Here is a 17517-nt window from a genome sequence, read left to right as displayed (position 1 = left end):
GATGTTCATATGAAAAGTAAGTAGCACGGTTTGCAACTATAGCAAACATCCCAACCCAAGGAGAGAGCCGATATGGCTTTCTCCTTTTTTTTCGGTGAAAGTCAATGAACTCAAAAACGCTAGGATTGCTTTTAAATATTCAGTCGCCGTCATGGTTACCAATGACGGATAGAAGGGTTGATGGAATGAAGGATTGAAAGAGCTTCATATTTGACTCATATTCCAGGTTTTAAATTCCAAAAAAGGAACGCGATACAATCGCGCACAAGCGAGAGCAGTGGGAGCTTCTATAAGGGTAATTATAACAGACAACTTGAAACTCAAAACTTGGAACTTTAACGTTTGCGTTTTCTTACTTCTACATTTCTTATTGGTTATTCGATATTCTACATATCTGAAAACTCTCTTAAAACAAATACTGAATACTTAGCCCGATCCGTGTATACCCCTTTTCGCTGAAGGTGTAATAAAGCTGCGGTGCCAGGCTTAGCTTGTCGGTAATCGTGTAATTTGCTCCCAGGCCCAGATTAGCCCCAAGCCGGGTATCGGTATAATAATCCTTCTCGCCATCGCTAAGGCGGAGGAAATTGAAACCCATTCCCCCCAAAGCATAAATGCTCCACTCGTCGTTCGGGTGCATGAAAACATAGTGCGCATTAAAATCCAGCACATTGTAGCCCATCTGTTTCTTTTTGAAAATATGGGTATAAGCCAGCTCTGCCTCCCAGTGGTCGTTCACCGTGTAAATTCCATTGAATTGATAGCCCAGATTCTGAATTGCACCGGCATATAGGGTTCCGAAACCGGCGCGAAACTTACTTATTTCAGACTTTCGGGCAAATACACCTGTTGTGGCCAACAAAGCTACGAGTAGTAGAAGATTCTTTTTCATGTTCTCTGGTTTTCTGTCTATTGGTAAAATTCAAAATGCAACAATAACAAAATAATCGAAACAGAGCCCCTTTATTTTGTTAATGATTTATCAACCAGACGGCAATTACCTGAGTCCCGATTCTTTTTTACCTTTACAGCTCTTCAAACACACAACATGGAACAACATTTTCTGGATCTTAATCTTATTCAATGGTTACTCATGGCCGTTTGTGCCATGTTAATTGGGATGTCTAAAGTTGGGGTTCCCGGTGTTTCCATGATTGTTGTTCCGGTGCTGGCTATTATTTTCGGCGGCAAACAATCAACCGGTGTGTTACTCCCGATCCTGATGATTGCCGATTTATTTGGTGTGCTGTACTACCGGCGCCACGCGCAATGGACGTACCTGTGGAAGATCATCCCCTGGGCTTTTGTGGGTATCGGTCTGGCACTGTGGGTTGGCGAAGTGGTCAACGATGAGCAATTCAAAAACATCATTGCAATCCTGGTCTTTCTTTGTATTGGTCTAATGCTTTGGCGCGACCGTAAAAAAGAACAACAGTTTTTCCCCGACCAGTGGTGGTTCGCTGCAGCAATGGGGGTTTTGGGAGGCTTTGCCACCATGATCGGCAATGTAGCCGGTCCCATCTTCGCAATTTACCTGTTGGCCATGCACCTCCCAAAGAACAGTTTCATTGGTACATCAGCCTGGTTTTTCCTCATTGTAAACTACAGCAAATTCCCACTTCACATCTTCATTTGGAAAACCATCAGCTGGTCATCGCTCTCACTCGATTTAATCACCATTCCGGCCATTGCCCTGGGGGCATTCCTCGGAATTCAACTGGTGAAGATACTTCCGGAAAAAGTTTATCGAAGCGCCGTTATTGTTATCACCGCACTATCAGCCTTTTTACTGCTTATCTAGCTTTAAATTGCCAGGGGCCACTTCCAAGTCCGACTAATCACGTTCCTATTTTTGCTATTTTTGTGGTTCATGATTGATCAGGCAACCATAGACCGAATTATTGATGCGGCCGAAATCTCGGAAGTCGTAGGCGAATTTGTTACCCTCAAACGCAGAGGAGTGAACATGATCGGAAACTGCCCGTTCCACAACGAAAAGACACCGTCGTTCACCGTCTCGCCATCCAAAGGTATTTTTAAATGCTTTGGTTGTGGCAAAGGTGGTAACTCGGTCAACTTCATTATGGAGCACGAGACACTCTCCTACCCCGAAGCCTTAAAATGGTTAGCCCGGAAGTACCATATCGAAATTAAAGAGGAAGAAGAAAGCCCGGAGCAAAAGCAACAAAAGGACGATCGCGAAAGTATGATGATCGTTTCAGCCTGGGCACAAAAATATTTCTCTCGCTACCTATTGGAGGAAGAGGAAGGTCGTGCTGTTGGCTTAAGCTACATTCGGGAGCGTGGTATCCGCGACGAGATCATCAAAAAGTTTGAGCTTGGCTTTTGCCCCGACGGAAAAGATGCTTTTACGCAACAAGCGCAAAAGCAAGGCTACAAAATGGAATACCTGGAACGTACCGGGCTAACCATTCGGCGCGACGACTGGATCCGTGACCGCTTTGCCGGACGGGTGATGTTTCCCATCCATAACGTTGCAGGGCGTGTTATTGCTTTTGGCGGGCGAACGCTCAAAGCCGATAAAAACACGGCCAAATACCTGAACTCGCCTGAGTCGGATATTTACCACAAAAGCCGGGTTTTGTACGGCATTTATCAAGCCAAGCGCGAAGTGATCCGACTCGACAAGTGCTACCTGGTTGAAGGCTATACCGATGTACTTTCGCTGCACCAGGCCGGTATTGAGAACGTTGTTGCCTCGTCGGGAACAGCCCTCACCCACGATCAAATCCGCCTTATTAAGCGTTTCACCCCAAACATTACCATCATCTATGACGGCGATGCAGCAGGGATAAAGGCGTCATTACGCGGTATTGATCTCGTGCTGGAAGAGGGCGTCAATGTAAAAGTACTCTTATTGCCTGACGGAGAAGATCCGGACTCCTTTGCACGATCCATGAGCTCAAGTCAGCTGACTGCCTACATCGAGGAAAACGAAACCGACTTCATCCGTTTCAAAACAAAGCTATTGATGACCGGCGCAGCTAACGATCCGATCGAAAAAGCCCGACTGGTGAATGATATTGTTCGCTCGATTGCCATTGTTCCTGATGCCATCACGCGCTCAATTTACATTCAGGATTGCAGTCGCTTAATGGATGTGCAGGAAGAAGTTTTGTACGAACAAGTACGAAAAATTATTCAGAAGCAAACCGAGGAGCTCCAAAAGAAAAGCTATCGCGACCGGAATTACCAGCAACAGCAAGAACCTGGCCCCGACTTCTTTTACAACGAGCCAACAACGACGGCAACAAAGTCGGTAGCCCCTCCCAAGCCGCAGTACACCTGCGAAATAGAGGAGCGCGAAATTATTCGTATCATGCTGAAGTACTTCAACGAAGAGGTGTTTGAAGAGGAGGATGAAGCAGGGAACCCCGTAAGTATTTCAGTTGGTCAGTTTGTACTGGAAGAACTGGACAACGACGGTTTAGTTTCCGACAATGAGTTGATCAACCGAATACTGGATCTGTTTGCTGAGAACCTGGAAAATACCGGGTTTAAACCTCAGGCCTTCTTCATTCGTAACAGCGACCCGCAAATCAGCCAGCTGGCAACCGATTTGCTGGCGGATAAATACATCGAAAGCAAACGCTGGAAAAAAGGTGGTGCTTTTGTCGAAGAAGAACACGAGATCTTAGACCTACTGGTCCCCAAGATTGTGCAGGAATACAAACTGAGTAAAGTTCGTAACTTGCTACGCGGACTGGAAAATCAAATTCAGGAGGCCGGAAAAACAAAAGACTGGGAAGCTTTAATGGAACATCAAAACCAATATATCAATCTAAAAAAGGTTGCCAAAAACTTAAGTGAACAACTTGGTAACCGTACTATTTTGTAACCCCCAATCCCCCACCTATGAGAACCCATTTTATTGAAGACCGAAAAGAAATTGACGAAGTAATCCGAGCGTGTAAAACCTGTTATGTAGCCATGAGCGATGAGGATATGCCTTACGTGTTACCCCTAAATTTTGGCTACGATGGTGAAACCGTCATTTTACACTCGGCACAACACGGCCGCATGTGGGAAACGGTTCAGAAAAATCCTAAAATCTGCATTAACTGGACTTTAGGTGAAGAATTGGCCTGGCAGGATGTCCGTGTTGGTTGCAGCTACCGCGTTAAATCCAAGTCGGTTTTAGTTGAAGGAACGGTTGAATTTATTGATGATTTCGATGAGAAGGTAAGTTGTCTCGAAAAGACCATGTGCCAATACAGCGACCGCGAATTCAAATTTAGCAAACCAGCGGTAGTCAATGTAGGCATCATGAAAGTACATATCGATAAAATTGTCGGCAAAGAGTTCGGAGCCAAGGCTCTTACTCCATGGAATCAGGATAAAGAATAGCCGGCGACCGTTAAATTGGCTTAATCCTCGATGAAATCTGAAAGAGATCGTTATTTTTGCCTATGTGTACCTAATCCATCATTGACATTGAAGAAACTGCTGAATACCGATCTGCATCCAATGCAAAATCTTCCGCTGAATTTTCCTTTTCTGAAAGGAGGTGAACGATGATTTTTGTAACCGGAGGAACAGGTCTTGTCGGGTCTCACTTGCTTCTCAACTTACTACAAACCGGGAACCACGTTCGGGCATTAAAACGCTCAAGTAGCAACCTGAGGTCGGTTGTCAAGACATTCTCCTACTATACGCCTAATGCCGAGGAACTTTTCGAGCAAATAGAATGGGTTGAAGGTGATATTCTCGACTATCACAGCATGGAGGAAATTCTGAGCGGCGTAACCGATATATACCACTGCGCTGCCATGGTATCGTTCCACGCGAACGATCACGACAGCATGCTCAATAATAATGTTAAAGGTACAGCCAACCTGATTGATGCAGCAATCTTCAACAAGGTGAAGCGTTTTTGCCACGTTAGCTCCATAGCAGCCTTAGGCAAAACACAGGATGGAACACAGATTAACGAGGAAACCTATTGGGTTCCTTCAAAACAAAAATCGACATACAGCCTAAGCAAGTTCTTCTCCGAGATGGAAGTATGGCGGGGTATCGAGGAAGGGATGGATGCCGTTATTGTAAACCCATCGATTATTCTTGGTCCCGGAAACTGGGACATTGGAAGCCCTAAACTTTTTCAAACCATCTGGAAAGGCTTAAAATATTACACCAAAGGCGAAACCGGCTTTGTTGACGTTCGGGATGTTAGCCAGGTCATGACCCAACTTATGCAACCGGAGATCTTCGATCAATTCAAAAATCAACGATTTATACTGAATGCCGGCAACATGAGTTTTCAGGACTTCTTCAATAAAATTGCTGATGCCCTGCAACGACCTCGCCCCAAAACATTTGCTTCCGACCTGATTTTGCAGGTCGCCTGGCGCGCTGCCAAGCTGGCCAGCTTTTTCTCCGGTAAACGACCAGTGATCACAAGAGAAGCAGTATCGGGAAGTAACAAAATCAATCACTTTAATGGCTCCAAAATTCAGCATTCTATCGATTTTGAATACCGACCGTTGGATACTACCATTCAGGATATCGCTCATCTTTTCCTTAAAGATGTAGAGCTATTGACACCACAGGGAAAAAAACATTAAACGACCGCCCCTGGTTATTGAAACAGGATGACTTAAGCATTATTATCCTCTCTTGTCCAAATTTAAAGCACTCTTCAACTGGATTCTTAACGCTCTCTTTCATTAGGCGGAGGGCGCTTCGAGGCGGCTAAAGTGCTATATATCTCGCAGGATGCTAAAGCCCCTTCATGGGTTTGGGGTAATAACAAGCGATAAGTTGTTCAATTCTTTTTCGTCGTTACGCCGATATGCCTGGCAGGCTAAACGGATTGTATGGCGATACTTCATTTTTTGTCCTCAAGGCCGGAATCAAAAAGAAGTATTTGAACAAAAAAGGGAGCTCCTTTCGAAACTCCCTCCTCAACTATCCTGATTGGATTATTTTTCCATTTCTTTCCAAACCAAGGCACTGGCTCCGACAATCGCAGCATCTCCAGGCTTCAACTCTGAAGGTAAAACCTTGATCTTGTTCTTAAAGATTGGCAGCAAATGAGCCTCCATACTTTCCTTTGTTGGCTTGAAAATATATTCTCCTGCAGCAGCGGGGCCTCCAAAAATGAAGATCGCTTCCGGGCTTAAGTGGTGAACCGTATCAGCCAGACCTTGACCTAACCATTTCCCGGTTTGCTCAAACACCTCCAAAGCAACGTCATCACCTTTAACAGCAGCATCGTAGATCATCTTCGAGTTCAACTCTTTAAATGACTTATCGGCCAACAAACTATTGCCCGAATTTTCGCGAGCCATAATTTCGAAAGCTGTACGTTTCATTCCCGGAGCTGAGCAATATGCTTCTAAGTGACCTCTTGCGCCACATCCGCAGGCACGTCCGCCCGGAATTAAAGTGGTATGCCCGCATTCGCCGGCAAAACCATCGTGACCGTAAACTAAATCACCGTTTACCACTACTCCGCTACCTACACCTGTTCCCAAGGTGTACATCACGAAGTTTTTCATGTCTTTTGCGCCACCGTAGATCATTTCTCCGATAGCCGCAGCGTTAGCGTCGTTAGTTAGTGCGATGTATTCCATTTCCGGAAATTTCTCTTTCAGAAGATCGACAAAATGAACGACCCCTTTAAATGAAAGGTTCGGAGCATACTCGATTGTTCCGTTGTAATAGTTCCCGTTTGGTGCTCCCAAACCGATCCCCATAATTTCAATTTCCGAATTGACCAGTTTTACTGATTTAATAAGGGCTTTTATTGCATTCGATAAATCGACAATGTATTTGTCAACATCTCCATGCGAAGGTGTTTCAATACTATCTTTTACCAACACATTACCTACAGCATCAACGACCCCGATTGCGGTATTAGTACCGCCTATATCGACGCCTACAGTTGCTTTTCTGTTCATATTTAAAAGATTTAGTGGTTTGTTTAAAATTCATGATTTTTCAATCAGCCTGTAAAGATAACAATTTGTTAAAAGCAGAAAAGCTACAGGCCTTTCAACTTAGGGGCCTGTCCTGTATTTTTAATGAAACCAAATAAGCATACAAAACCGCGTCTACGGGTTATCATCATCAGGTTCGTGGAATGGAGAATGAACTTTACGCCCTCCAAAATCGTAACGGGAGGCCATATAACCGATAATCTCGTTCGCCGACGATTCAACGGGCTTATTGGTCACCGGAATCACGGTAAAACGTCCTTTCAGGAAAATCAGGTTGGCAAAGCGAATTTCCTCCGTTAGATTTTGCTCATCGATATAGTTCGTATTGTCCGTATTTTTAAAATTGCGCAGCCGTTTTACCCGATGCGACAGCAGCTGGTTTTTACTAATCTGCAAGCCAAAAACGCGCCCCGGATCAATATCAAATAACTCTGCCGGCGGATCAATACCAGGAACAAGAGGCACATTCGCCACTTTCCATCCGTATAAAGCCAGGTACACACTCAGTGGTGTTTTCCCCGACCGTGACAAACCACACAAAACAATCTCTGCTTCACTCAGGCGCTGGGGACTCACACCGTCATCGTGATCCAGTGTAAATTCAATGGCATCAATCCGATCGAAATACTGTTGTTTTAGCTCCCTGAACAAGCCCGGTGACTGCAAGGAAGGGATTTCCAGCTTTTCATCCAGATATTCGGCCAAAGGTCCCATAAAATCGATTTGTGGCACGCCATGCTCCGCACAAAGCTCAATCAATCGGCGACGAAGTGAATGCTGCACCATCGTATGAGTGATCAGGCCACCATCATTCTTCGCTTTTTGAACGGTATCCAAAACCTGACCTTCCTCAACCACGTGGGGGATTAAAATAACCGGTACATTATTATTGGGATATTGGATCAATATCGACTGAACCATGTTGTTGCCGGCGAGTCCTTTTCCGCCGGAAACGACATAAATTGGAGAGGGTCGATTTGTTGCATCATTCATATTGATTTGTTTTTAGGTTTCTACTAAGTTAATCACTTCTTCTTAACAAATGCATTTGTTATTGAACAGGTTCAACTATCTTTGAAAGACTACAAAAAAAGATTAATGATGTCCTATACTGCGAACACTTCACGCTATCAGACAATGCCCTATAAACGATGCGGACGATCCGGCATCAAGCTATCTGCTTTCTCGCTGGGTTTATGGCATAACTTCGGTGGTGTTGATGTTTTTGAGAACGGCCGGGCAATGATCCACCGGGCTTTTGACCTGGGAATTACGCATTTCGATCTGGCCAATAACTATGGTCCGCCACCCGGATCGGCAGAAGAAAACTTTGGTAAAATTCTGAAACAGGATTTATCCGCTTACCGGGACGAGCTGATTATATCGACGAAAGCCGGTTATACCATGTGGGACGGCCCTTACGGAGATTGGGGAAGCCGCAAATATATGCTTGCCAGCCTCGATCAAAGCCTGAAACGGATGGGACTTGACTATGTCGACATTTTCTACCACCACCGACCGGATCCGGAGACTCCGCTGGAAGAAAGTATGATGGCACTGGATCATGCCGTTCGCCAGGGAAAAGCTCTTTATGCAGGAATCTCCAACTACCCGGCAGATAAAGCCCGCGAGGCAGCCAAAATCCTGCGCGAATTGGGCACGCCTTGTTTGATTCATCAACCCAAGTACAGCATGTTCGTTCGCTGGGTGGAAGACGAATTGCTGGATGTTTTGGAAGAAGAAGGTATCGGTTGCATTGCCTTTTCGCCACTCGCCCAGGGATTATTAACCGATAAATACCTAAATGGCATTCCCGAAGGATCAAGAGCTTCCAAATCGTGGGGTTTTCTGAAGCCTCACATGGTTGAACCAGCCCTGGCAAAAGTTAAGAAGCTGAATGAGTTGGCTCAACAACGCGGGCAAAGCCTGGCACAAATGTCATTAGCCTGGTTGATGAAAGACCAACGGGTAAGCTCGGTACTCATTGGGGCAAGCTCGGTAAAACAGCTGGAAGATAATGTTGCAACAATCAACAAGCTTGAATTTATGTCGGAAGAATTAAACCGGATTGAAGAAATCTTGAAAGACTAAATTCAAACGAACAAGCATAAAAAAATCCGGACGATCAAATCCGGATTTTTCATTTTGATATGATTATTCTCAAATTAAATTTCAGTCTTGATACCGTCAACGATACCGTATTCAAGTGACTCTTCGGCCGACATCCAGTAATCGCGGTTGAAATCTTTCATGACGCGTTCAAACGGTTGACCACAGTTGTCCGCTAAAATCTGAGCTCCCAGATTTTTAGTTTTGATGATCTCATTCATTTGGATCTCAATGTCGGAAGCAGGACCACCGGCACCACCACTAGGCTGGTGAATCATCACACGAGCATGAGGCATCACAAAGCGACGACCTTTTTCGCCAACCGACAACAGGATAGAGCCCATTGAAGCTGCTAAACCCGTACAGATTGTTGAAACCGGGCTGCTGATACTTTTGATCGTATCGTAAATCGCAAAACCGGCTGTAACATATCCACCCGGACTGTTAATGATCAGCTGGATTTCTTTTCCAGGTTCTTGCATTTCAAGGTACAACAAGCGTTCAACAACATGTTTTGCTGAGTGGTCATCCACCTGTCCCCATAAAAACACCTTCCGTTCGCCAAGCAATTTGGCATCTATTTCGTTTTGTAATTTTGATTTTCCGTTCATGTATCTTTGGTTTTAATCTATTCTAACAACAATATTACATTATTTTCTCTCAAAACTGAAAAGCAAGATCTGCTTCAGTCAGTAAAATTAACAATGCAAGCAAGAAAATGCTCAATTAAAATGCACTGAATGGTCCGGAAACTATTCCGGGATTAATATTTTATACAGATAATCCGCTGTATCATATTCAAATTCGGCATCATCAATTCGAACTTCGTTATATTGGGTGTAGGAGCAGCAATTCCCCATTTTACGCTCAGCATCAACATAAAAGGTAAACAGCAAGTCTCCACCTGACCTTACTTCCAAATTGACAATTTCTGTTTGCCAGCCAACTGAGTAAATTGTCAGATAACATTGGTCGTCATAGCTATCGAAGTTATACTCGAAATTAGCCTCGTCATAGGTGTTAACCACCGTAATAGCAGTCGAATCGAGTGTTCCGTTCGCAAACAAATCCTCTCCGGAGCTTATGCCGATCAGTCGGAAAGTAAAAGATCCGGGTGGAGTAAAGCAATCAATATCTTTGCAATCATTTTTCTGACAACCGAAGGCCAATAAAACAAGAAGAAAAGTGGCTAGTTTAAGATAGGTTTTCATGGTGTTGATGGTTTTTTGTTTTCCGAAAACCCAAGTTAACAAAAAAACAGATCCAACACAACCACGGAATTGTAAATCCAATAAGCCCGTTAAAACAAAAAAGCCGGATGATAAATCCGGCTTCTGTATCTGGTTTTTAGAATGTTACTTTCTAAATGAAAAACTTGTCGTTCCGATATTATTTCCATCGGCAAAAATATCGATGGTATAATCGCCTGTCATAAACGGATCGAAACCGGCATTGTCCCAATAGATATTGACAGGAAGCTCATTTCCTTCATAAGTCACTTGACGCATAGCTGAGTAAGGAATCTTCAGGTCTTCGAACTGAAACAGATCACTTTTCGATTTCACCAGCAAAATCTGGTCAGGACGCAGAATACGCACATATAAATCTTTAGCGCCGCGCTTCGCCGTAACATTTTTGCTCAAGGTAAAGCTAATCATCAACTGTTCGGCCTTTGAGCTGTTATTCACTTCTTTGCCCTTGTGATTGATCCCGGCAACCCGGAGGTTTAGGGCCTCCAGCATCGCAGCCCGCTGAATCCGCTGGGCCATTTGCTCTTTCTCTTGCTGCAGTTCCTTATTTCGGCTTTCCGACGCTATATAGTCTTGCTTAACCTGCTTGTTCTCCTCCATCAGCTGCTGGTTACGACGGTTCAGTGAGTCTACCTGAACAATGTAGTTCCGCATAATCTTCCGTAACGAGCCAACTTCTTCCTGGTATTGCGAAATTTGCTGGTAGCTGGCCTTTTTAATTTGCCCTACTTCAAGCAGCAAATCCTTCACTTTCGTTTGTGCGACAAACAAAGCAGCATTCAAAGTATCATTGTCTGTTTTCAACGAGTCGTAATGTTGAACCATCTGGTTCAATTCAGTCTGAATTTGGTTTTTCTCCAGATTCAGCGATTGCATCAACCCCTTCTGCTCGTTACGTTGCATAAAGAAGAGCACAACTACAACAACCAGAATGATAACTAAAAAAGCAACGATCAGGTTTTTCCGTCGTTCCGAATCTGTACTTCCCATTGAAAACTTCTTTTTCTTTTCCAACTCAGCCATAAATCAATTTTTTGTTTCTCAGGTTCGTTCAATAAGGTCTTGAAATCTGAGATGCCCTAGCTTATCAAATTTCATTCCATTGTTTCGCAAAAATCGCCCGTAAAATTAGTATTATTTTACGGGCAGTCAAATAATACCATACCGACAACCGGCTTCCCATGTCAACAACCGGCAAACGAATACTTTTCTATCTTTGCGACGTATCTATCAGAGGGGAAAGTTCGACTCCTTTTTTAACGCACTAACAATTGGCCAAACGAAAATTTGATATCAGCTTATACACCTATGGCGAGTATTCGACCTGGGATCGCGAGAGTAAAGCACTTCCGAAGATTTTGAATATTACCGATACCATTGAATCCGACATCGGTACGGAATTCGGCTATATCTTACGAATCAAAAAAGCGAAAGGCTCAAAGATTACTTTTCGGATTATTCATCCGCCATTTAAGGATGAAAACGGCGAGGTGATGGACGATTTTACCGGAGAGGTGTACGTCAACAGCAACGATTATGAATTCTTTCTGGGAGATTGTATTTGGGAACCGCTGGAAGATAAGCTGGGCCCCTGGCGCTTGATTACCGAGTTGGATGGAAAAGTAATTGCTGACAAAACACTCTATCTTGTCAGCAAAAACAGTTGATCTTAGCTATTCACTAATTTCCCAAGCTTTTCGTAGCACTGATCACATCCTTCAACCAGGTCTTTACCTAGTTTCTGATAGTACTGCCTGGTCAGCTTCCGATTATCTTTTCCGTCCGGATGATTTGACCGGTTGCGCAGTTGATTCCGCATGACCAGCACTTCACCAACAATGGCGTAAGCACCTTCAGCATCAGCTTCCTCCGTACTGTAAATGTATTCGAAACAATCCATAACCACCTGGCCAACCAGGTAATCGATATCCTTTTTCAAGTCTCTTAAATTTGCCATAATCAGTGTATTTCTGAATTTAAGGGGTAAGTTAATGATTTTGCATCTAAAAAAATGGCCTTTACTGATCCAATCTGGATTTTAGTCTCGACCATAATTGGTATATGATTTCGATCGGCGGTAAACCAAACATACATATCTTCTCCTTCGGGGAAAAATTCGCCTTCCATCAGCCAAATGGAAACTTTATGGCACATAAAATGTCTTCCGTTGCGGGTTTTCACATCTTCTTTCCCCTTGTACCGAAAATAGAAGTCACCAATTTTATCGTCCACCATCATCTTAAATTTCACAAGCTGACCGTTCTTCAGGCTATCAAAGTCGTATTTACGAAACTGGTAAGCCTGGCTCAGCACATCGTGAATTCCCGGGCGATAAGGCAACTCTTTATGAACAAGGTCGGTTTTACTTCCATCGTCATAATAATCGACTTTTCCCGGCGGCTGATTAAAGGCGTACGACTGCCATGAATTGGAACCACCATGATGAACGGCCCGGTAAAAGTACCGCGGCTGAAAATCCGTTTCATTTAAATAAGTCAGGAAAGTATCGCGAACCGTATAAAACATGTCGTAAGCCCTGTAGGTATGGCCTGTTGCTTTGACCAACCACTCGTCTTGACCATGATCAGACACTGTATCGGCATGAAAGCTAACTTCTCCGGCATTTACCCAGATAAAGTGCCAGTTGTAATAGGCTCCGTAACGAATTTCTTCTCCCGGAGAAAAAGGCAGCTCCTCCGTCTGCGCACGGACAGAAAAGAAGCTCGTAAATACCAGTAAAATTTGAAGACTAAAGCGACAAACCACCCGGGCGGCCAGAACCACCTTTCGCTTTTCCTCCCGGTCGTTTGGTATCTTTTTCAGATTGATCTTCATCAATTAGGTCTTTTTTAAACTGCAGATCTTTCGGCAAATTCCAGGTTTCACGAACTTCAAAATTGGATCGTAGCTTCAGAATCTTCGGATAATAAACCACCCGTTCAGGTTGGATTCCTTTCTCGATGTTACCGGTATCCCACTTGCCGTTTTTATTGTGATCGATCACCAGTTTAATCTTATACTTGTCCGGAGTCAGATACGGGAATTCGATCTCCCCGTCGGCATCAACCGAAATTTGCTGCACAACTTCCTCCTTATCGGTATTCTTCAACAACTGAATAAAACTTGGCCCTCGCAGATTGGTAACTGTAAGGATGATTTTGGCATAGAAGGCTTCCTGCTGAATCTTCAGGTTTTGAGCGAATTTATTCGACGGATAGCCACTGATTGTCACTGCTGCAGCAGAATCAATCTCCAGTTTATAGGATTCATCAAACTCCCAGGGATAGCTTATCGAATACTTTCGCAGATTCATACTATCCTTTTGAATATTGAAGTTCAGTTCTTCGAAAACAGTATCAACCTTGTGATACAAGCGTACCTTATCGTAATCGAACGATTCCAAAGGTTCGGGAACTGTCAGCGTTAATTTACTGTAGACATCAAAAGCATCTTTCCCGTTGCCCTTGAAAGAAAAATGCTGTATCTCCGGCTTCTTGTCAACTTCTTCTTCCTCCTTCTTCTTCTTACGCTTCTGCTCTTTCTGTTCCGGACGTAAATAGGCCAGGTCGAGCGTATCAGTTTTATAAATACGATTCTGCATACTGTCGAGCACCACATACTTCAGCTGAAACTGTAGCGTATCCATATGGCTGATGGTTGTATCGCGAATCCACAGACTAACAGTATCGCGCTTGGCCGAATATTCATACAAGGCATAATCGGGTTTTGGATCAGCATTAATCAGCTTAATGCCAAAGGTATCACTCACCCCTTTATTAAAAAGAAACTGGCAGTAATTATCCCGTTCCCTTTTCGAATCATTCAGGTACTGATCCTTTGACGGCTCTTGAAAAAGCAGCAAATAATACGGATGCAAATCGGCACGCTGACGTGCCAACTTTTCAAGAATAGCCTGATGTACCTGATCATCCTCCTTACTATCTTTGAGGTGTGCCATCAGTGTCGAGTCGGGTTGCAAGGGAGCAACAGGAACAACCAGCGAGTCGAAGAAGGCAATTAACTCATCCGCCGAGTTGTAAGTCATGCTATTGTCCAGATCCTGCAGCGCATACAACCGGTATTTCCCTTCAGCAATATTTGTAATCTGGTAAAAGCCATCCGAGTCGGTCTTGGCAATATAATCCGGAATACTGTCGCGAAATGCACTCAGGCTATCCTCCCGGTGTAACACAATCAAGGCATCCAGCACCGGCTCCATATTCTGGGCCATCCGAACATAACCACCTAAGGTCAGGCTGTCGAGCTTCGGCCCGTTACTAAAGGCAAAGCGAAAGTTCCGCAATGCATTACCTTCGTTATTATCTTTTATTGAATTCCTAAAATCCAACGAATAGGTTTTATTAGTGTCTAAGCGATCCGTGAAATCGAGAATTAAAGTTTTCGATTTGGTTTTAATGATCGGCGCTTTTTTAATCGGCGGCGAAATGACCAGTTGTTGCGATACATCGCTCGACTGAATGAACTCATCAAAGGTGATGCTCACCGTCTTACCTTTGTAATTCCTGGCCTCGAAAGCAGGCACCGTGCGAACTACAACCGGGGGAATTGAATCTTTAGGACCACCGGAAGGCATCCCCGGGTTTGCACATGATGTTGTGAAAACCAGGTATCCCAGGTATCCCAAAATTGCTATAAATAAAAATCTCCTCATTTGTTCTCTGTCCAACTATAGTTTGAGCATCCAGATGCTCTGTTTGTCATCAAAAATCTTATTCCACAGTTACCGACTTCGCCAGGTTACGGGGCTGATCCACATCGCACCCCCGCATCAGGGCAATATAGTAAGCAAACAACTGCAGCGGCACCACGGTCAGCAAAGCAGCAACAGCCGGATGCGACTCAGGCACTTCAAATAAATCGTCAGCCATCGTACGCAGGCCATTGTCACCTTCGGTTACCACTGCAATGATATTCCCTTTACGGGCCTTCACCTCCTGAATGTTGCTCACCACCTTCTCGTAATAGTCGTCTTTAGCTGAAACTACAACCACTGGCAGATTATCATCAACCAAAGCAATCGGTCCGTGTTTCATTTCACCGGCTGCATAACCTTCGGCATGCATATATGAAATCTCTTTCAGCTTCAATGCACCTTCAAGTGCCACCGGGAACAAGTAGCCACGCCCCAGGTAAAGGGCATTTACAGCATCTTTATATTTCTCAGCTACAGCTTTTATATGCGGGTGTTTCAGTAAAATACTTTCGACCTTTTCTGGAATGGCCAACATCTCGCCGATAAACATTTTCAGTGTTTCGGCATCAATCATTCCACGTACTTTGGCCAGTTTGAAAGCAAACAAGGTCAACACCGTAACCTGCGCCGTAAAAGCTTTGGTTGAAGCAACACCGATCTCAGCACCGGCATGCGTATAAACGCCTGCATCGGTTAAACGGGCAATACTGGAACCAACAACGTTGCAGATTCCCAGGATCAAAGCCCCTTGCTCCTTCGCCATTTTCAGGGCTGCCAGCGTATCGGCTGTTTCACCGCTTTGACTGATGGCAATAACCACATCGCCTACATTAATGATCGGCTTGCGGTAACGGAACTCCGAGGCATACTCTACCTCAACCGGTACACGTGCATACTCTTCAATGAGGTATTCAGCCACCAGGCCGGCATGCCAGCTGGTGCCACAACCAATGATAATAATGCGGTTCGCTTCTGCAATCTTCGGGAAAACATCAATCAAGCCCCCCAGAACAATGTCGTCCTGATCTTTGCGAATACGGCCACGGTAAGTATCCCGGATCGTATCGGGTTGCTCAAAAATTTCCTTCAGCATATAATGGTCAAAGTCACCTTTCTCCAGGTCGCCAATGCTCAAATCAACCTTAGTCACTTTGAAGTTTGCTGGATCATTATCAACTGTTTTGAGTGTCAGGCTGTGCTTCTCGATGATAGCCACATCGCCGTCATTCATATAGATCACACTATCGGTATACTCGACAATCGGGCTGGCATCCGAAGCCAGAAAATACTCACCCTGACCAATGCCAATAACCAGCGGGCTTCCCATACGGGCAGCAATCATCCGATCTTTTTCGTGCTGGCAAAGAACAACAATGCCATAGGCCCCAACCACTTTCGACAAAGCCAGGCGAACAGCAATCTCGGCACTGGTCACCTCTTCCTGACGGTAGAAATATTCAATCAGGTTGACCAACACTTCCGTATCGGTATCACTTTGGAAAGTGTAGCCCTTAGCGATTAGATCCTTTTTCAGCTCCGCATAATTCTCAATAATACCATTATGCACCAACACAAAATCGTCGTGCATGGAGCTATGCGGATGTGAGTTCCGGTCGCTGGGCTCACCGTGGGTTGCCCACCGCGTATGGCCAATCCCCAGATGGCCGTGAATATCTTTATCGGCAGCAAACGCTTCGAGTTCGCTTACCTTACCTTTTTTCTTATAGGTTTTCAGCTTATCGTTGTAAATAGCAATACCAGCCGAGTCATAACCCCGGTATTCCAAACGTTGTAAGCCTTTAATTAAAATCGGATAAACATTTTTATCCCCTATATAACCAACTATTCCACACATGCTAAATAACTTGAAGGCAGCTCCTCAGCCAGCTGCCGGATTTTAATCGGTGTAACCTTACGATTTCACAAGAAGTCTACCGCCTATTCGCTAACAAACAAAGACTTCAGCTCTCTCCCTGATGTTCAGACTTTTCATACTTAACCAAGACTGAATCAAGCTGTAAAGGAGAAATAAACGTCCCAAATCTACAAACTTCGGAGGATAATCACCGTCCCTTTCCCTTAAATAAGTGACAGAAAATGTTTAATAAGGTGTAAAAGGATGTTTCAAATAGAAATGCAGAACAACAGATTGCTTCCCCGTCATTGCGATCCGGCAGCTGCCGGAGAGGAAGCAATCTTTAAAAGATGTAGAATATCGAATAACCGATAAAAAATGTAGAAGTAAAAAGACGCAAACGTTAAAGTTCCAAGTTTTGAGTTTCAAGTTTCAAGTTGTCGGTTATAATTACCCTTTTATAGGTCCGGGGCTGTTGCGGGTTGCTGGTCACTCAATCGTTAATCAATAATCGGCAATCGTTAATCAATCCCTCTGCGTCTCCTCTGTGTTCTTCTCTGCGGTTAAACATAGGCGCGTTTCCCGGCATCGTGATATCCGGAGGCGGACGTTTTTTCTATTGATGTT

The 17517-nt window shown here is 44.3% G+C and carries 16 protein-coding genes; 6 read left to right on the top strand and 10 right to left on the bottom strand.

Annotation, left to right across the window (positions count from 1 at the left end; translation table 11 throughout):
• Positions 1-406: 406 nt before the first annotated feature.
• A complete protein-coding gene (locus AC37HE_RS03000) occupies positions 407-892 on the bottom strand; it encodes an outer membrane protein (protein WP_500781298.1) in 486 nt (161 codons plus the stop codon).
• 156 nt (positions 893-1048) lie between these two features.
• Here AC37HE_RS03000 and AC37HE_RS02995 point away from each other — a divergent pair, with 156 nt between their 5' ends.
• The 4 genes from AC37HE_RS02995 (at position 1049) to AC37HE_RS02980 (ending at position 5585) form a co-directional block, all read left to right on the top strand.
• On the top strand, positions 1049-1801 hold the full coding sequence (locus tag AC37HE_RS02995) for a sulfite exporter TauE/SafE family protein (RefSeq protein ID WP_500781297.1): 753 nt from the start codon (positions 1049-1051) through the stop codon (positions 1799-1801).
• Positions 1802-1870: 69 nt separating this feature from the next.
• On the top strand, positions 1871-3859 hold the full coding sequence (gene dnaG / locus AC37HE_RS02990) for a DNA primase (RefSeq protein WP_500781296.1): 1989 nt from the start codon (positions 1871-1873) through the stop codon (positions 3857-3859).
• Positions 3860-3876: 17 nt separating this feature from the next.
• Positions 3877-4368: a pyridoxamine 5'-phosphate oxidase family protein gene (locus AC37HE_RS02985; protein WP_500781295.1), complete on the top strand. Its 492-nt coding sequence runs from the start codon at positions 3877-3879 to the stop codon at positions 4366-4368.
• Between the two features lie 167 nt (positions 4369-4535).
• Positions 4536-5585, top strand: a complete 1050-nt coding sequence (locus AC37HE_RS02980; RefSeq protein WP_500781294.1) for an NAD-dependent epimerase/dehydratase family protein — start codon at positions 4536-4538, stop codon at positions 5583-5585.
• Between the two features lie 357 nt (positions 5586-5942).
• Here the strand turns inward: AC37HE_RS02980 and AC37HE_RS02975 are convergent, their stop codons facing one another.
• Positions 5943-6923 carry an ROK family protein gene (locus AC37HE_RS02975; RefSeq protein ID WP_500781293.1) on the bottom strand — a complete coding sequence of 327 codons (981 nt, stop codon included), beginning with the start codon at positions 6921-6923 and terminating at the stop codon, positions 5943-5945.
• A gap of 153 nt (positions 6924-7076) precedes the next feature.
• The gene (locus AC37HE_RS02970) at positions 7077-7955 is read right to left on the bottom strand and encodes a pyruvate, water dikinase regulatory protein (protein ID WP_500781292.1); all 879 of its coding nucleotides are present in this window, start codon (positions 7953-7955) and stop codon (positions 7077-7079) included.
• A gap of 105 nt (positions 7956-8060) precedes the next feature.
• Between AC37HE_RS02970 and mgrA the strand changes: the two genes are divergently transcribed.
• Positions 8061-9053 (top strand): L-glyceraldehyde 3-phosphate reductase, encoded by a 993-nt coding sequence (mgrA, locus tag AC37HE_RS02965; RefSeq protein WP_500781291.1) that lies wholly within the window; start codon positions 8061-8063, stop codon positions 9051-9053.
• 74 nt (positions 9054-9127) lie between these two features.
• On the opposite strand, the gene AC37HE_RS02960 is transcribed toward mgrA, so the two are convergent.
• From AC37HE_RS02960 to AC37HE_RS02950, 3 genes are all read right to left on the bottom strand, one after another.
• On the bottom strand, positions 9128-9682 hold the full coding sequence (locus AC37HE_RS02960) for a ClpP family protease (RefSeq protein ID WP_500781290.1): 555 nt from the start codon (positions 9680-9682) through the stop codon (positions 9128-9130).
• 141 nt (positions 9683-9823) lie between these two features.
• Complete coding sequence (locus tag AC37HE_RS02955) at positions 9824-10282, bottom strand: hypothetical protein (RefSeq protein WP_500781289.1); 459 nt, start codon at positions 10280-10282, stop codon at positions 9824-9826.
• Positions 10283-10426: 144 nt separating this feature from the next.
• A complete protein-coding gene (locus AC37HE_RS02950) occupies positions 10427-11344 on the bottom strand; it encodes a DUF8429 coiled-coil domain-containing protein (RefSeq protein ID WP_500781288.1) in 918 nt (305 codons plus the stop codon).
• A gap of 248 nt (positions 11345-11592) precedes the next feature.
• On the opposite strand from AC37HE_RS02950, the gene AC37HE_RS02945 reads away from it, so the two are divergent.
• Entirely contained in the window at positions 11593-11988 is a 396-nt protein-coding gene (locus AC37HE_RS02945; protein WP_500781287.1) for a DUF3859 domain-containing protein, read from the top strand.
• Between the two features lie 2 nt (positions 11989-11990).
• On the opposite strand, the gene AC37HE_RS02940 is transcribed toward AC37HE_RS02945, so the two are convergent.
• The 4 genes from AC37HE_RS02940 to glmS are packed head-to-tail and all read right to left on the bottom strand — an operon-like array spanning position 11991 to position 16890.
• Positions 11991-12278 (bottom strand): hypothetical protein, encoded by a 288-nt coding sequence (locus tag AC37HE_RS02940; RefSeq protein WP_500781286.1) that lies wholly within the window; start codon positions 12276-12278, stop codon positions 11991-11993.
• Between the two features lie 2 nt (positions 12279-12280).
• On the bottom strand, positions 12281-13156 hold the full coding sequence (locus AC37HE_RS02935) for a DUF3108 domain-containing protein (protein ID WP_500781285.1): 876 nt from the start codon (positions 13154-13156) through the stop codon (positions 12281-12283).
• Positions 13071-14993 carry an Ig-like domain-containing domain gene (locus AC37HE_RS02930; protein WP_500781284.1) on the bottom strand — a complete coding sequence of 641 codons (1923 nt, stop codon included), beginning with the start codon at positions 14991-14993 and terminating at the stop codon, positions 13071-13073. The genes AC37HE_RS02935 and AC37HE_RS02930 overlap by 86 nt, the downstream gene beginning before the upstream one ends.
• Positions 14994-15051: 58 nt before the next feature.
• Positions 15052-16890 carry a glutamine--fructose-6-phosphate transaminase (isomerizing) gene (gene glmS / locus AC37HE_RS02925; RefSeq protein ID WP_500781283.1) on the bottom strand — a complete coding sequence of 613 codons (1839 nt, stop codon included), beginning with the start codon at positions 16888-16890 and terminating at the stop codon, positions 15052-15054.
• Between the last annotated feature and the right edge of the window lie 627 nt (positions 16891-17517).

Source organism: Mangrovibacterium sp. (assembly GCF_059905295.1).
This window is presented reverse-complemented; position numbering and strand designations above follow the sequence as displayed.

Bases quoted from the DNA above. Each gene is read 5' to 3' on its own strand.
- AC37HE_RS02930 (WP_500781284.1), bottom strand. From the start codon at position 14,993: ATGAGGAGATTTTTATTTATAGCAATTTTGGGATACCTGGGATACCTG.
- glmS (WP_500781283.1), bottom strand. From the start codon at position 16,890: ATGTGTGGAATAGTTGGTTATATAGGGGATAAAAATGTTTATCCGATT.
- AC37HE_RS02950 (WP_500781288.1), bottom strand. From the start codon at position 11,344: ATGGCTGAGTTGGAAAAGAAAAAGAAGTTTTCAATGGGAAGTACAGAT.
- AC37HE_RS02955 (WP_500781289.1), bottom strand. From the start codon at position 10,282: ATGAAAACCTATCTTAAACTAGCCACTTTTCTTCTTGTTTTATTGGCC.
- AC37HE_RS02935 (WP_500781285.1), bottom strand. From the start codon at position 13,156: ATGAAGATCAATCTGAAAAAGATACCAAACGACCGGGAGGAAAAGCGA.
- AC37HE_RS02960 (WP_500781290.1), bottom strand. From the start codon at position 9,682: ATGAACGGAAAATCAAAATTACAAAACGAAATAGATGCCAAATTGCTT.
- AC37HE_RS02940 (WP_500781286.1), bottom strand. From the start codon at position 12,278: ATGGCAAATTTAAGAGACTTGAAAAAGGATATCGATTACCTGGTTGGC.
- AC37HE_RS03000 (WP_500781298.1), bottom strand. From the start codon at position 892: ATGAAAAAGAATCTTCTACTACTCGTAGCTTTGTTGGCCACAACAGGT.
- AC37HE_RS02970 (WP_500781292.1), bottom strand. From the start codon at position 7,955: ATGAATGATGCAACAAATCGACCCTCTCCAATTTATGTCGTTTCCGGC.
- dnaG (WP_500781296.1), top strand. From the start codon at position 1,871: ATGATTGATCAGGCAACCATAGACCGAATTATTGATGCGGCCGAAATC.
- AC37HE_RS02995 (WP_500781297.1), top strand. From the start codon at position 1,049: ATGGAACAACATTTTCTGGATCTTAATCTTATTCAATGGTTACTCATG.
- AC37HE_RS02985 (WP_500781295.1), top strand. From the start codon at position 3,877: ATGAGAACCCATTTTATTGAAGACCGAAAAGAAATTGACGAAGTAATC.
- AC37HE_RS02975 (WP_500781293.1), bottom strand. From the start codon at position 6,923: ATGAACAGAAAAGCAACTGTAGGCGTCGATATAGGCGGTACTAATACC.
- mgrA (WP_500781291.1), top strand. From the start codon at position 8,061: ATGATGTCCTATACTGCGAACACTTCACGCTATCAGACAATGCCCTAT.
- AC37HE_RS02980 (WP_500781294.1), top strand. From the start codon at position 4,536: ATGATTTTTGTAACCGGAGGAACAGGTCTTGTCGGGTCTCACTTGCTT.